Raw genomic sequence first — 16,300 nt, 5'->3', positions numbered from 1 at the left:
GAATAGCCATGAGAAACCCAATTCATAAGCGCCTAGAAAAATTTGCCAGTTGGCAACATTTAACCTTTATGGCTTGTTTATGTGAACGAATGCAACCTAATTTTACCTTGTTTTGCCAAATGACCGAACAAGAAAAACAAGCCATGGTTTATAAAAATATTCTTAATCTCGTTTGGGAATATTTAACCGTTAAAGGTTGTAAAATTAATTTTGATCAACAATTAGAAAAATTTGAAGCCATTATTCCTGATATTAACCATTATGATTTTTATGGTGTAGAACCCGCTATTGATGCTTGCGAAGCCTTATCTGAATTATTGCACGCCATCATTGGCGGCGAATATTTGCAACATGCTATCAGAATAAGTCAAAACTCCCTCAAAACCGTCGCAAACTACTTAGCCTTAACGCAACAACGAGAATTGTCTGAGCAAGAATTAAAAGATAGCGAAGAAATCCAAACGGAACTTGATGTGCAATGGGCAATTTACCGTGATTTAAATGACTGTGAAGAAAGGGATTTAGACGTGATTTTATCCCTTAAAAATGCCCTGCGAGCGGAAGAAATCAGTAATATCGGCATAAAAATTGATGAATAATGTGATTTTTTTAACATTTTTAGTAGATAGTGCTTTGCTTTCTTTAAAAGTTAGATTAAGCTAGTTACCGCTGTAGATAACAGTTAAAAGTAAATTTTAGACAGAAAGGAATTTGATTTCTTTTTCGGCTTAATTTAGTTTTTTTATAAAAAGTCTAGAGGGTAATTATTATTATGAATAAAACTGATTTAATCGATGCAATTGCAAGTGCAGCAGAGTTAAACAAAAAACAAGCTAAAGCTGCCTTAGAAGCAACTTTAGATGCGATTACTGAAAGCCTAAAAGCAGGTGATTCAGTACAACTAATTGGTTTTGGTACATTCAAAGTCAACGAGCGTAAAGCCCGTACTGGTCGTAACCCACAAACGGGTAAAGAAATCCAAATTCCAGCATCAAAAGTACCAGCTTTCGTTTCAGGTAAAGCACTTAAAGACGCTGTTAAATAATTTTATTTAAATTATTTATTCTCTTAACCCCGCTATGATGTGAGTAGTGGGGTTTTGTTTATTAAATAATTTTATCCCCCACCGCACTTAAACTTAAAACATCTCTCAGAGGGAATATTTTTGAATATTCCCTTGTTTTCGCCTATAATAGCAACAGTTTTTAGGTAGCCAAATTTCCACTGGCTACCTTTCTTATTGCAATGAATTTCAATAGGTTTCAATATGTTTAATAAAATTTTCTCTTGGTTTGAAAATCGTCTTAATGCTTATCCCGATCAACAAGCAAGTACGCCAGAGAAAAAACTATTTGGGTTTATTTGGTCTAGCTTGCAAGGTATGAAAGGCTGGATTTTGCTGTTGACCTTGATGACCGTTGGCATTGGGATTATGGAAGCATTGTTGTTCCAATTTATGGGAACATTGGTGAACTGGCTAACGGAATTTAGTCCGCAAACTTTATGGGTGGAGAAAAAATATGGCTTAATGGCAATGCTGGCGCTGTTGTTGCTAAGTATTGCTTGGCGTTTTGTGGCATCGTTAATCCGTTTACAAACCCTGCAAGGGGTTTTCCCTATGCGGTTGCGTTGGAATTTTCATCGTTTAATGCTTGGACAAAGTTTGAGTTTTTACCAAGATGAATTTGCGGGGCGGGTTTCTGCTAAGGTAATGCAGACGGCGTTGGCGGTGCGAGATACGGTGCTAACCATTGCGGATATGATGACTTATGTGGTGGTCTATTTTGTGACTTCTGGCATTGTATTGGTTAGTTTAGATGGTTGGTTAGTTTTGCCTTTTGTTTTATGGCTAGCTGGGTTTGTGGTGATTTTGCGTTTATTTATCCCCCGTTTAGCCAAAACCGCTGAGCGACAGGCAGACGCACGTTCTTTGATGACAGGGAGAATTACCGATGCTTATGCCAATATTACTACGGTAAAACTGTTTTCTCATGGTGCAAGAGAAGCAAGCTATGCCAAGCGTTCAATGCAAGAATTTATGGTCACTGTGCATGCACAAATGCGTTTAGCCACCTCATTAGATACGGTAGTGGGGGCGTTAAATGTCATGTTGATTTTATCTACCTCAATATTGGGGATTTGGTTATGGCAGCAACATAGCGTTGATGTAGGGGCGATTGCCACAGCGATTGCTATGGCGTTAAGAGTGGCAAATTTATCCCAATGGGTGATGTGGGAATCAGCCCGTTTATTTGAAAATATTGGTACGGTAAATGATGGTATGAATACCCTGTCTAAACCTCATTCTATTGTGGATAAAGCCAATGCCAAAGAACTCGAGGTCAATCAAGGGGAAATTCAATTTAACCATGTCAGTTTTGCTTATGATCCTCATAAACCTTTGTTGCAAGACTTTAATTTAACCATTAAGGCAGGGGAAAAAGTGGGCTTAATTGGGCGTTCTGGGGCAGGTAAATCCACTATCGTCAATTTATTGTTACGTTTTTATGAGGCACAAGCAGGGCAAATTACCATTGATGGGCAGGATATTACCCAAGTGAAGCAGGAAAGTTTGCGTCGTCAAATTGGTTTAGTCACGCAAGATACCTCATTATTACATCGTTCTGTGCGAGAAAATATTATTTATGGTCGTCCACAAGCCAGTGAAGAGGAAATGATGTTAGCGGCAACCAAAGCAGAGGCGGCGGATTTTATTCCCTTATTAACCGATGCACAGGGGCGAACTGGCTATGATGCTCAAGTGGGCGAACGAGGGGTAAAATTATCAGGTGGGCAGCGACAACGCATTGCTATTGCTCGAGTGTTATTAAAAGATGCCCCAATTTTATTGCTTGATGAAGCAACCAGTGCTTTAGATTCTGAAGTGGAAATCGCTATTCAACAAAGTTTAGATAAGATGATGGAAAATAAAACCGTTATCGCTATTGCCCACCGTCTTTCTACCATTGCTTCAATGGATCGCTTGATTGTGTTAGATAAAGGGCAAATTGTTGAGCAAGGTACACATAATGAATTATTGGCGAAAAATGGCTTGTATGCCAAACTTTGGGCTCATCAAAGTGGCGGTTTTCTTAGTGAGGATTAACGAAGATTAATGAAACTGATTCGTGTCGCCTTAGCCGTTCCTTTAATGCGTTGTTTTGATTATTTGCTTGATGAACAACAGACCTTAGCCATTGGTAGCCGAGTATTAGTGCCTTTTGGAGCACAAAAAAAAGTGGCGGTGGTGGTGGATTTTCCTTCCCAATCAGATTTGCCAAGGGAACAATTAAAGCACGTTATTGAGGTATTGGATCCACAAAGCCTGTTTCAGCCCACATTATGGCAATTACTTCTTTGGGCTGCCAATTATTATCAAGCTCCCTTAGGCGAGGTATTATTGCAAGCCTTGCCTGTCAAGTTACGGCAAGGGGAAAGTGCGGTGCCAAAAGCAAAAATTTTGTTAAAACTGACCGCACTTGGTGAGCAAGCCTTGCATAATGATATGTTGAAACGTGCGCCAAAACAGCGACAAGCCCTGCAACAATTAAGCCTTTCTCAAGATCATACTTCCATTAGCCGAGCCATTTTGCAGCCTTTAATCCAAAAAGGCTTGATTATTGAGGAACAACAACAGAACAAGGAACAATCTTGGCAACAGCAATTAGCGGATAAACCGCTGGTCAATCAGGATAATCGCTTAACCCTAAATAAACAACAAGCCTTAGCTATGAGCCAATTAGTATTTCAACAAGGTTTTGCGGCATTTTTGTTGCAGGGGGTAACAGGTTCAGGCAAAACTGAAATATATTTGCAGTTGATTGAAGAAATCCTCAAAAAAGGGCAACAGGTGTTAGTGTTAGTGCCTGAAATTGGCTTAACCCCACAAACCGTCCAACGTTTTCAAGCGAGATTTAATGTGTCGATTGAGGTGCTACATTCCCATTTAAACGACAATCAACGTTTGCAGGCGTGGCAACGAGTGAGAACAGGGCAAGCGGCGATTGTAATAGGTACACGTTCGGCATTATTTAGCCAATTTGTCAATTTAGGCTTGATTATTATTGATGAAGAGCATGACAGTTCTTTTAAGCAACAAGAGGGCTGGCGTTATCATGCACGAGATTTGGCGGTGCTTTATGCTAAACTCTGTGATATTCCCATTGTGATGGGATCGGCAACCCCAAGTCTTGAAAGCCTGAATAATGTGCAAAATGGTAAATATAAGGGCATTCAACTTACCCAACGAGCAGGGCAAGGCACAGCAGTTCAACAACAACTTATTGATTTGAAAAAGCAACCTGTGCAACAAGGGCTTTCTCATCAATTATTAACCCGTATGCAAGAACATCTGCAAAAAGGCAATCAAGTCTTATTGTTTCTTAATCGGCGTGGTTTTGCCCCTGTTTTGCTATGCCACGAATGTGGTTGGATTTGCCAATGTCGCCATTGTGAAAAGCCCTATACTTATCATCAACAGCCACAGGTTTTGCGTTGTCATTATTGCCATGCTCAACGTGCCATTCCTCATCAATGTGAGTCTTGTGGCTCAACCCATTTAATTACCACAGGCTTAGGCACAGAACAGCTTGAGCAAACTTTACAACAACGTTTTCCACAATATCATATTACTCGCATAGACCGAGATAGTACCGCGCGCAAGGGTAAATTAGAAGCGCATTTAAAGGATATTCAACAGGGCAAAAGCCAAATTCTTATTGGCACACAAATGTTAGCCAAAGGGCATCATTTTCCCAATGTGACTTTAGTGGCGATTGTCAATGTGGACAGTGCCTTATTTTCCCTTGATTTTCGTGCGGAAGAACGTTTAGCACAGCTTTATGTGCAAGTGGCAGGGCGTGCAGGGCGTGCGGAAAAGCAGGGCGAGGTCTTGTTGCAAACCCATTACCCTGACCACCCTTTATTACAAGCCTTATTAACAGGCGGTTATCCTGCCTTTGCCGAGCAAGCCTTGCATTTACGCTATAGTATGGGCTTACCACCGTTTTCGGCACAAGCCTTATTTCAGGCACGAAGTCGTGATAATCACTTGGCAGAGCAGGCTTTGCAACAAGTGGCGGATTATTTTCATCAACAACAACTGACTGGTTTACAAATTCTTGGGGCGATGCCTGCTCCTCATAGTAAAAAAGCAGGGCAATATCGTTGGCAGTTATTGCTACAACACCCTTCTCGCCAAGTCTTACAGCAAATTCTACAGCAATTTCATCAACAATCCTTTGATTTACTCAACAAAGTGCGTTGGTCGTTAGATATTGATCCACAAGAATTTGCATAATTATCTTGCATTAATTAAATAATTATTCATAATAAATGAATAATTAATCATTAAGTGAATTTGCTTGAAACTACTTGCTTGCTCCTTTAAAATGGACAAGTTTAGCGCAGCTAAATTTTTCAGACACGATTTAGTAATGATAAAAGAGCGGTGGATTTTTCCACAATTTTTTATGCGAAATTACTAGGTTGTGGTTAATGAGCATTCGTAAGTGTTCAACCAAACAAACAATATTTTTAGGAGTAATCCATGTCTGAACCTGCAATTTTAGTGTTGGCTGATGGCTCAGTCTTTCACGGCACATCCATAGGCATTAATGGCCATTCTGTCGGCGAAGTGGTGTTTAATACCTCTATGACAGGCTACCAAGAAATTCTTACCGATCCCTCTTATTATCAACAATTAGTCACCTTAACCTATCCCCATATTGGCAATACTGGTACCAACAACGAAGATGTTGAATCCGACCGAATTTATGCCTCAGGCTTAATTATTCGTGATCTGCCGTTACAACATAGCAATTTTAGAGCCAATGCCAGTTTAAAAGAGTATTTAATTGCTAATCAAGTGGTGGCGATTGCGGATATTGATACTCGCCGTTTAACCCGTTTATTGCGTGAAAAAGGGGCACAAGCGGGTTGTATTATGGCGGGCAATATTGATGAACAACAAGCATTAGCCCTCGCACAACAATTTGGCTCAATGGCAGGAAAAGATTTAGCACAACAGGTAACCCGTTCTGAACCCTATGTATGGCAACAGGGCGAATGGCAATTAGGGCAAGGGTTTAGTCAGCCTGATAATGCACAATATCATATTGTGGCTTATGATTTTGGGGTAAAACATAATATTTTGCGTATGCTCGCCCAACGTGGTTGTAAGATTACGGTTGTGCCAGCCAAAACCTCGGCAGAAGAAGTATTAGCCTATAATCCTGATGGCATTTTTCTGTCTAATGGCCCCGGTGATCCAGAGCCTTGCGACTATGCAATTAACGCTATTAAAACCCTATTAGCCAGTAAAAAACCGATTTTTGGCATTTGTTTAGGGCATCAATTATTAGGTTTAGCGGTTGGGGCAAAAACCAAGAAAATGGCATTTGGTCATCATGGGGCAAACCACCCTGTGCAAGATCTTGCGAGCCAAAAAGTATTGATTACAAGCCAAAATCATGGCTTTGAGGTTGATGAAGACAGTTTACCAAGCAATGTTAAGGTTACTCATCGTTCCTTATTTGATCATTCCGTACAAGGGATTGAATTAGTGGATCAGCCAGCTTTTTCGTTCCAAGGACACCCAGAAGCCAGCCCTGGCCCGCAAGATGTGGCATATTTATTTGATAAATTTATTGACTATTTAAAGCAAGCTAAAACAAAAACATTACCTTAATAAGGAGAGTATTTTATGCGTTTATTATTAGCAATCTTTTTACCTTGGTTATCATTTTTTACTATCGGTCGCCCTTTCGCTGGGATTATTTGTTTAATTTTACAAATTACAGTATTAGGTTGGATTCCAGCAGCAATTTGGGCGGCATATTCTGTAAGTCAATATCATACTGATCAGAAAATTAAACAACATTTTAATAAGTAATTATCGTTATTTAATAAAACTATTACCTGTTTTAGTCTGCTTATTTTGGTTATTACCCTTTGTAACAAAAGAAATCGTCATAACCTGAATAAGTGAAAGCACGAAGTCAATAAATTTAATAAGAGAAAATTATGCCAAAACGTACTGATATAAATAAAATACTGATTATTGGGGCGGGACCTATTGTGATTGGGCAAGCCTGTGAGTTTGATTATTCTGGGGCTCAAGCCTGTAAAGCCTTGAGAGAAGAAGGTTATCAAGTTGTTTTAGTCAATTCTAATCCTGCCACCATTATGACCGACCCGAATATGGCGGATGTAACCTATATTGAGCCTATCCAATGGCAAACCCTCGCCAAGATTATTGAGAAAGAGCGTCCTGATGCTATTTTGCCTACAATGGGCGGACAAACTGCATTAAATTGTGCCTTAGACTTAGCCAAACATGGCGTTTTGGCAAAATACCAAGTGGAATTGATTGGGGCGAGCGAAGATGCCATTGATAAAGCGGAAGATCGTGGACGCTTTAAACAAGCCATGACAAAAATCGGCTTAAATACACCAAAATCTTTTGTTTGCCATAGCTTTGATGAGGCTTGGGCGGCACAAGCGGAAGTGGGATTTCCTACTCTTATTCGTCCTTCTTTCACTATGGGCGGTTCTGGCGGTGGTATTGCCTATAATCGTGATGAATTTCAAGCCATTTGTGAACGTGGTTTTGATGCCTCACCTACCCACGAACTGTTAATTGAACAATCGGTGCTAGGTTGGAAAGAATATGAAATGGAAGTGGTACGCGATAAAGCGGATAATTGCATTATTGTGTGTTCCATTGAAAATTTTGATCCTATGGGCGTGCATACTGGCGACTCTATTACCGTAGCACCTGCACAAACCTTAACGGATAAAGAATATCAAATTATGCGTAATGCCTCTTTAGCGGTGTTGCGAGAAATTGGGGTGGATACAGGTGGTGCGAATGTTCAGTTTGCCATTAATCCAGCCAACGGCGAAATGATTGTGATTGAAATGAATCCAAGGGTAAGCCGTTCTTCTGCCCTTGCCTCAAAAGCTACTGGTTTTCCTATCGCTAAAGTGGCAGCGAAATTGGCAGTGGGTTATACCCTTAATGAATTGCGTAATGATATTACAGGCGGATTAATCCCTGCCTCTTTTGAACCTTCTATTGATTATGTGGTTACTAAAGTGCCACGTTTTGCCTTTGAAAAATTCCCTCAAGCGGATGATCGCTTGACCACCCAAATGAAATCGGTGGGCGAAGTTATGGCAATGGGACGTACCTTCCAAGAGTCTTTACAAAAAGCCTTGCGTGGCTTAGAAACAGGGATTTGTGGCTTTAATTTAATGTCTGAACAACCTGAAAAAATCCGCCAAGAATTGGCTAACCCTGGGCCGATTCGTATTTTATATGTGGCTGATGCCTTTGGGGCAGGATTTAGCCTAGAAGAAGTCCATCATTACAGCAAAATCGATCCTTGGTTCTTAGTGCAAATTCAAGATTTGGTGCAAGAAGAATTAGCCTTAGAACAACGCCAATTAGCAGATTTAGATTATCACGAGCTACGTCGTTTAAAACGCAAAGGTTTTGCCGATAAACGTATTGCTCAACTTACTCAATCTAGCGAGGCAGAAGTGCGAGCCAAACGCCATAGTCTCAATTTACACCCTGTGTATAAACGTGTAGATACCTGTGCGGGCGAGTTTTCCTCTGATACGGCTTACTTATATTCTAGCTATGAGCAAGAATGTGAGGCTCGCCCTAGTCAACGTAAAAAAATTATGATTTTAGGCGGCGGCCCAAACCGTATTGGACAAGGGATTGAGTTTGATTATTGCTGTGTACACGCCGCCCTTGCTTTACGTGAAAGTGGTTTTGAAACCATTATGGTAAACTGCAACCCTGAAACCGTCTCTACGGATTTTGACACGTCGGATCGCTTATATTTTGAACCATTGACCTTAGAAGATGTATTGGAAATTATCCACGTTGAACAACCTTATGGGGTAATTGTGCATTATGGCGGGCAAACCCCATTAAAATTAGCCAATGCTTTACATGAAAATGGCGTAAATATTATTGGTACTTCAGCGGATAGTATTGATGCCGCCGAAGATCGTGAACGTTTCCAACAAATTTTACAACAATTACAGCTAAAACAGCCTGAAAACCGTACCGCTCGTAACAGCCAAGAGGCGTTAGTATTAGCAAATGAAGTAGGCTATCCTTTGGTGGTGCGTCCGTCCTATGTGCTAGGGGGGCGTGCGATGCAAATTGTGTATAACGATGAAGAACTTAATCGCTATATGCAAGAGGCGGTGTCCGTATCAGAAGATAGCCCAATTTTATTGGATCATTTCTTAAATAATGCCATTGAAGTGGATGTTGATTGTATTTGCGATGGCGAACAGGTGTTTATTGGTGGCATTATGCAACATATTGAACAAGCAGGTATTCACTCTGGCGATTCCGCTTGTTCCCTACCGCCTTATTCCTTAAGTCAAGCAATTCAGCAAGAAATTCGCCGTCAAACCATTGCCATGGCAAAAGCCTTGCAGGTAGTGGGCTTAATGAACGTACAATTTGCGGTGCAAAATGAGGTGGTTTATGTCTTAGAAGTCAATCCTCGAGCTTCTCGTACTGTGCCTTTTGTGAGCAAAGCTACAGGCGTACCTCTCGCCAAAATTGCCGCCAGAGTAATGGCTGGCATTTCCTTGCAACAACAGCAGATTTATCAAGAAGTTACCCCGCCATTTTATGCGGTTAAAGAAGCGGTATTCCCTTTTATAAAATTCCCGGGGGTAGATACCATTTTAGGCCCAGAAATGCGTTCAACGGGCGAAGTTATGGGCATTGGAAAAACCTTTGCCGAGGCCTTTATTAAAGCTCAAATGGGCGCTGGCGAGCGTATTCCGAAAACAGGTAAGGTCTTTGTTTCTGTTGATGACAAGGACAAACCTCGCTTATTGGCAGTGGCAAAATCCTTGCAACAACAGGGCTATGGCTTATGTGCCACTTTGGGTACTGCTCAATATCTGCGTGATAATGGGGTAAGTGTACAAACGGTGAATAAGGTGCGTGAAGGTCGTCCGCATATTGTTGATGCCATTAAAAATGGCGAAATTGCTATGGTTATCAATACGGTAGGCAACTTGCCAGAATCGGTAACAGATAGCCATTCTATTCGCCGTAGTGCCTTGCAACAAAAGATCTTTTACCAAACCACATTGGCTGGGGCTGAAGCCCTGGCGGAAAGTGTACAATGTTTAGATCAATATGATGTGTACGCTATCCAACAGCTACATTAATTGAGATAGCCACTGTTAAGCAGTGGCTATTAAGGTTCTACTTGCGTTAAAAAGTAGAAGGATTATTTTTGGTAAAAATTTTCAAAAAAGAGACCGCCCTTTTTATCTAAAATAAGGAACATACTATGCCAATCAATCTTCGTAACCGTCATTTTTTACGTTTAATGGATTTTACTCCCCGTGAAATTCAATATTTATTAGATCTGTCAAGCCAGTTAAAACAAGCCAAATATACAGGCACAGAACAACCTCGTTTAACAGGTAAAAATATCGCATTGATTTTTGAGAAAACCTCAACACGCACCCGTTGTGCTTTTGAAGTCGCTGCTTTTGATCAAGGGGCAAAGGTATCCTATATCGGTCCAAGTGGTTCACAAATTGGGCATAAAGAATCTATGAAAGATACAGCTCGTGTGCTAGGACGTATGTATGATGGTATTCAATATCGTGGTTATGGGCAAGAATTAGTAGAAATTTTAGCCCAATATTCTGGTGTGCCAGTATGGAATGGACTAACCGATGAATTTCACCCAACTCAAATTTTAGCGGACTTTTTAACCATGTTAGAGCATGGCGAAGGAAAACGCTTAAACCAAATGAAAATGGCATATTTGGGCGACGCTCGCAATAATATGGGAAATTCGTTAGTTGAGGGGGCGGCGTTAATGGGCTTAGATTTGCGTTTAGTTGCTCCAAAAGCCTTTTGGCCAGAACAAAAACTGCTTGATGAGGTGGCGGAAATTGCCCGTAAAACGGGGGCGAAAATTACTTGCACTGAACAAGTTGAGCAAGGTGTCAAAGGGGTAGATTTCCTTTATACGGATATTTGGGTATCTATGGGCGAGCCTGAACAGGCTTGGCAAGAGCGGATAAACTTAATGAAACCTTATCAAGTAAATGCACAATTATTGCAATTAACTGAAAATCCAAAGGTAAAATTTATGCACTGCTTGCCCGCTTTCCACGATGAACATACTACCATCGGCAAACAAATGGCACAGCGTTATGGAATGAATGGCTTAGAAGTAACCGATGAGGTATTTGAATCCGAGGCTTCTATTGTATTTGATGAAGCGGAAAACCGTATGCACACCATTAAAGCAGTAATGGTTGCCACTTTAGGCTAAATTTTAATCAAAATCTCCTTTTTACCTTCCGATTTTGTCCCCTTTATCAAGGGGACAGTTGTATTTTTGCTGTCTTATTTTAAATTAAAACAATTTACCTCGTATTCATCTTTTAATTCCTTAAGATAAAACTTTTCTAATACAATCTTATTTTTTATAGTTTTTATATTTTCATATAAATTATTTTATAATTTTTATATAAATATATTGCAAAAATATTAATTATGATCTAATAATAAAACCACCTTATTAGAAAGGGTTCAAAAGAAAAAATACCATAATACAGGAGGATTTTATGAAACAACTTACTGCCATTATTCAACCTTTCCGCTTAGATGAGGTGCGTGATGCGCTTTATGACATCGGCATAAAAGGAATGACCATTAGCGAAGTCAAAGGTTGTGGACGACAAAAAGGGCATACTGAGCTTTATCGTGGTGCGGAATACACCATTGATTTTTTGCCAAAAATTCAAATTGATATTGTGCTAATGGATGAAGAAATTGATCCCGCGATTGAGGCGATTTGCTCCGTTGCCAAATCAGGCAAAATTGGCGATGGCAAGATTTTTGTAAAACCTGTTGATCGTATTGTACGGATAAGAACAGGTGAAATCGATGAAAGTGCGGTGTGATTTTAGCGAAAATTTGAGGAACTAATGATGAAAAAGACAATTTTACTCGCAACCCTATTATCCCCATCAATGGCATTTGCCCAATTAACTGATTGGATAAGACCTATGTCAGAATTAAATACCGGCGACACCACTTGGGTTACTGTTGCCGCTATTCTGGTATTATTTATGACAATTCCCGGACTTGCTTTGTTTTATGCGGGTATGGTGCGTAAGAAAAATGCCTTATCCACGATGGTACAAAGTTTCGCCATTTGCTGTCTCATTGCGATTTTATGGCTTTGCTTTGGTTATAGTTTAACCTTTACGCCAAACAATGCCCTTATTGGTGGCACAGAACGTTTCTTTCTAAACGGCTTAAATGTATTTACTGAACAAGAACAGCTTACCATTTACCCCGGTGCACCAACCATTCCTGAATCCGTCTTTATGGTTTTCCAAATGGCATTTGCCATTATTGCCGCCGCCATTATTACAGGGGCATTTGCTGAAAGGATTAAATTCTCGGCATTATTGGTTTTTGTAGGATTATGGTCATTATTAATCTATGTGCCTACCGCACACTGGGTATGGGGTATGGACGGTTGGTTAGCTCAAGATGGTGTATTAGATTATGCGGGCGGTACGGTAATCCATATTAACGCAGGGGTAGCAGGTTTAGTGGCTTCGATCTTGATTGGTAAACGTATTGGCTATGGGCGTGAAACCCTTTTACCGCACAACTTAATCCTTACTTTAATCGGTACAGCGATGCTTTGGATTGGTTGGTTTGGCTTTAACGCAGGTTCTGCTTTAGCCGCTGATGGACGTGCAGGAATGGCATTAGCCACCACCCAAATAGCCGCTGCCGCTGGAGCATTAACTTGGGTACTTATTGAAGTTTTATTAAAACATAAACCTTCCGCCTTAGGCTTAGCCTCAGGTGCGATTGCAGGATTAGTTGGTATTACCCCCGCAGCAGGTTTTGTGTCAGTACAAAGTGCGTTAGCTATCGGCTTGATTACCAGTGCGATCTGTTTTGTTGCGGTAACACGCTTAAAATATTGGTTAGGCTATGATGATACTTTAGATGCCTTTGGTATTCATGGTATCGGCGGTATTGTAGGGGCAATTTTAACAGGCGTTTTTGTTTCCAGCGATATTTCTGGCACAGACACCACCCTATGGTTACAAACAGAAAGCGTATTAATCACCATTGCTTATAGCGGTATAGGAAGTTTCATCCTCCTCAAAATCATTGATAAAGTCATTGGCTTACGTGTGGAAAAAGACGACGAACGTAAAGGACTTGACCTTAGCTGCCATGATGAGCGGATTGAGTGATGGTTGTTAAGTAAATAAAAGTTGATATTTGCTATTTAATGTTTTTACTGCTTGAAAGAGAATCGTCTCTTTCAAGTGGTTTGTTATAGCGACGATCAACTAAAATGAAAATATAGTTATGGTTTAAAAAAACAGGCTCACTAGACCCATTGATAGTTAATATAGTGAAATAACAAATCAAAAACGTTAAAGTGACTGACTAATTTCTTAGAAAAATAGTAAGTTTTCCTAATACTTGCCTAGGCTTTTGTCTAAATGATTTATTATTGTTTTCAATATTAACTCTATACCTTTATCAACTGCTTTAGAATCAGCGTCAAAAGCAGTTAAAAAGCTACTTCAGTTATTACGGCAGATAAAACTGGAATTCATCGACTGCCATATTTTTGCTGTGGACTTTATCTAATGGCTAGATTAAATGAGGACATTTAAAATGTTGTGTGTTCTTGTATTCTCAATGAATATAATGTCAGCGACACGGCAGCCTCGAACAAGCATTAAACGTATTTTATAGTCATCTCACTTTAAAATGATACAGCATTGATACGCCTCACTGTATTACTTGTACTTTATTCGGCGTACCGCCTCGTCTCATTTTAATTTGAAACGACCATAAAAAAGTGCGGTAACAATTTAAAAAGTTTTTATTCCTTTTGTTTTTCCTTACGCTTTTGCTCACGCACTTTCTGCACTTTTTGTTTTACACGCTCATCAATCACTTGGCGTTTATGCTGTTCTTGCTGGCGGCGTTTATCTAAAATCACGTCTTTATTTGTAATGATTTCAATTTTCTTCGGTGCTTTTTGCTCATCTTGTTTCGCTAATTGAAGAATATTCGCTTGCCCTAATGTTACTTGCTGTAAATCAGGTTGTAACCAAATATGCTCATTATTCGGAAAAACAATCGCAATTACAGTGGATAAATTGTGTTCTTTCAGTAACTCAAAATCAACTCGGCAGAGTTTATCTCCCGCTTTTACTTGATCACCTTGTTCAACGAAACAATCAAAGCCTCGTCCATCAAGAATAACCGTATCCAAACCAATATGGATAAGCACTTCTACACCATCTTTACCACGCAAACTATAAGCGTGTTTTGTTGGATAAGTGGCAATAACTTCAGCATCAAAAGGGGCGAGAATAAAACGCTCTGTTGGAATAATGGCAAAACCTTCCCCCATATATCCTCCAGCAAAACCTTCATCTCTTACTGCACCTAAAGGAATTACCCAACCAGAGGCTGGCGAAAGGAAAGGATATTGACGATATTGTTCTGCGGCGGCTGTCATCTTATGTTCCGCTGGTGGTAAATTTTCTTCCTCTTTTAAGAAATTTTCTTCAACTTCGGCATAAATCGAGGCAATATCAATATCATCTTCATCATCTTCACTCGGCGAATTTTCATGCTTTTCTTGTTTATTCGCACCTTCCTGTTGCTCAAGAGAACTTTGTTCTGACTCATCCTCATTATTTCTGTTTTGCATACCTGTGAGATCGTAACTGGTCAGTTTTTTTAAGCCAATGAAATAAGTGAGTATAAAAGAAATTGCACCACCAATAAGACCAGCAATAATCCAAGTAAACAAAAATTGTGGCTTAATTGATATAACACCAAGCACACCCGCAACGCCAATACTTAAGGCTTCAACTCCACCACTAATGGATATCATACAGGCTATTGATGTACCTATCATACCCGCCACCATTGGGAACACATATTTCAGGTTTACCCCAAAAATGGCTGGCTCAGAAACTGCAATATAACAAGAAATCGTGGCTGGGATATTAATTTGGCTCGCTTTCACATTTTTACGTTGTAAAATGGTCATAGCTAAAATAGCGGATGCCTGACAAATACTTGATAAGGCTAACAATGGCCAAATAGGTGTGCCTCCCTTACTTGATACCAAGGTTAAATCTATCGCTGTGGCAATTTGATGTAAGCCCGTTAATTGCACAGGCACAAAAACAAAACCAAAAATACCCGCAACCAGAATTTTATAATCTGAAGCAAAACCAGCCAAAATAATATCGGCTAACCAATTCCCTACCGCTAATCCAACAGGGCCTGCAATGGCTTGAGCAATAAGAATCGCTGGGATTAAAGACACAACAGGCACAACAATCATTGCAATTAATGTTGGCGTAATGGAGCGAAAGAATCGTTCTAAACTTGTGAGGACAAAGCCTGCTAGCATTGCAGCAACCACTTGTCCTTGGTAAGAATAGTTATACACTTTAAAATACCCAAAATCCCAAGACGAAACACGATCAATGGGAATATTGGCAATATCACTAACAGGAATAAAGCCCGAATAAACAAGGGAAAGCCCTAAAACAATTCCCAAAACCTGTGATGTTCCCATACGGCGACAAATCGACCAACAAATAAATACAGGTAACGCAGGAAAAATAATATTACCAATTAACACCAATAATTGATTTAATCCATGGAAAATCAATGAAATTTCCGCTAATGATTTACTCCCGCCATCAAAAAATTTAATAACCCCAATTAAATTCTGTAAACCTAAGGTAATCCCGCCTACAATTAAAGCTGGGATAACGGGGGCAAAAATATCTCCCAATGTTCCAATAATACGCTGTAAAAATGATTTTTCATTTTTACGTTCACGCTCACTGGTAATGATCGCTTCTTTTAGTTTTTCTGGTGTTGCATTAGGTAAATGAGTACATTGTGAGAACGCCTGAAAAAAATCAGCCACATCAGGCCCAATAATAATTTGAAATTGCCCTGCACGAGTAAATGTTCCTTTTACTGAATCAAGATCTTCAATTTTATCTGTTGCAACTAACCCTGTTTTATGCAATACAAATCGCATTCTTGTTAAACAATGGGTCACCGCAGCGATATTTTCTACACCACCCACATAATCAACTAATAATTTTGCATCATTTGTATATTTAGCCATAACTACCTACCTAAATAAAAAATCAGTCTGTTATTGTAACGAGAGAGGAGGGAATTGTGAATCAT

The 16,300-nt window shown here is 39.8% G+C and carries 11 protein-coding genes; 10 read left to right on the top strand and 1 reads right to left on the bottom strand.

Going from position 1 to position 16,300, the window contains the following annotated elements:
• Positions 1-8 precede the first annotated feature (8 nt).
• From EV694_RS06460 to EV694_RS06415, 10 genes are all read left to right on the top strand, one after another.
• A complete protein-coding gene (locus EV694_RS06460; protein ID WP_132690680.1) occupies positions 9-599 on the top strand; it encodes a YjaG family protein in 591 nt (196 codons plus the stop codon).
• Positions 600-772: 173 nt separating this feature from the next.
• Positions 773-1,045, top strand: a complete 273-nt coding sequence (locus EV694_RS06455) for an HU family DNA-binding protein (protein ID WP_132690678.1) — start codon at positions 773-775, stop codon at positions 1,043-1,045.
• Between the two features lie 222 nt (positions 1,046-1,267).
• On the top strand, positions 1,268-3,106 hold the full coding sequence (locus EV694_RS06450; RefSeq protein ID WP_132690676.1) for an ABC transporter ATP-binding protein: 1,839 nt from the start codon (positions 1,268-1,270) through the stop codon (positions 3,104-3,106).
• A gap of 9 nt (positions 3,107-3,115) precedes the next feature.
• Complete coding sequence (priA, locus tag EV694_RS06445; RefSeq protein ID WP_132690674.1) at positions 3,116-5,299, top strand: primosomal protein N'; 2,184 nt, start codon at positions 3,116-3,118, stop codon at positions 5,297-5,299.
• A 249-nt stretch (positions 5,300-5,548) separates the two neighbouring features.
• The gene (gene carA, locus EV694_RS06440; RefSeq protein WP_132690672.1) at positions 5,549-6,688 is read left to right on the top strand and encodes a glutamine-hydrolyzing carbamoyl-phosphate synthase small subunit; all 1,140 of its coding nucleotides are present in this window, start codon (positions 5,549-5,551) and stop codon (positions 6,686-6,688) included.
• A 15-nt stretch (positions 6,689-6,703) separates the two neighbouring features.
• The gene (locus tag EV694_RS06435) at positions 6,704-6,892 is read left to right on the top strand and encodes a YqaE/Pmp3 family membrane protein (protein ID WP_132690670.1); all 189 of its coding nucleotides are present in this window, start codon (positions 6,704-6,706) and stop codon (positions 6,890-6,892) included.
• A 131-nt stretch (positions 6,893-7,023) separates the two neighbouring features.
• A complete protein-coding gene (carB, locus tag EV694_RS06430; RefSeq protein WP_132690668.1) occupies positions 7,024-10,218 on the top strand; it encodes a carbamoyl-phosphate synthase large subunit in 3,195 nt (1,064 codons plus the stop codon).
• Between the two features lie 125 nt (positions 10,219-10,343).
• Positions 10,344-11,345, top strand: a complete 1,002-nt coding sequence (gene argF, locus EV694_RS06425; RefSeq protein ID WP_132690666.1) for an ornithine carbamoyltransferase — start codon at positions 10,344-10,346, stop codon at positions 11,343-11,345.
• 295 nt (positions 11,346-11,640) lie between these two features.
• The gene (locus EV694_RS06420; RefSeq protein ID WP_132690664.1) at positions 11,641-11,979 is read left to right on the top strand and encodes a P-II family nitrogen regulator; all 339 of its coding nucleotides are present in this window, start codon (positions 11,641-11,643) and stop codon (positions 11,977-11,979) included.
• 27 nt (positions 11,980-12,006) lie between these two features.
• Positions 12,007-13,302, top strand: a complete 1,296-nt coding sequence (locus tag EV694_RS06415) for an ammonium transporter (protein ID WP_132690662.1) — start codon at positions 12,007-12,009, stop codon at positions 13,300-13,302.
• Between the two features lie 644 nt (positions 13,303-13,946).
• Here EV694_RS06415 and treB read toward each other — a convergent pair.
• The gene (treB, locus tag EV694_RS06410) at positions 13,947-16,235 is read right to left on the bottom strand and encodes a PTS trehalose transporter subunit IIBC (RefSeq protein WP_132690660.1); all 2,289 of its coding nucleotides are present in this window, start codon (positions 16,233-16,235) and stop codon (positions 13,947-13,949) included.
• Positions 16,236-16,300: the final 65 nt, after the last annotated feature.

Source organism: Volucribacter psittacicida, from assembly GCF_004339025.1.
GTDB classification, from domain to species: domain Bacteria; phylum Pseudomonadota; class Gammaproteobacteria; order Enterobacterales; family Pasteurellaceae; genus Volucribacter; species Volucribacter psittacicida.
This window is presented reverse-complemented; position numbering and strand designations above follow the sequence as displayed.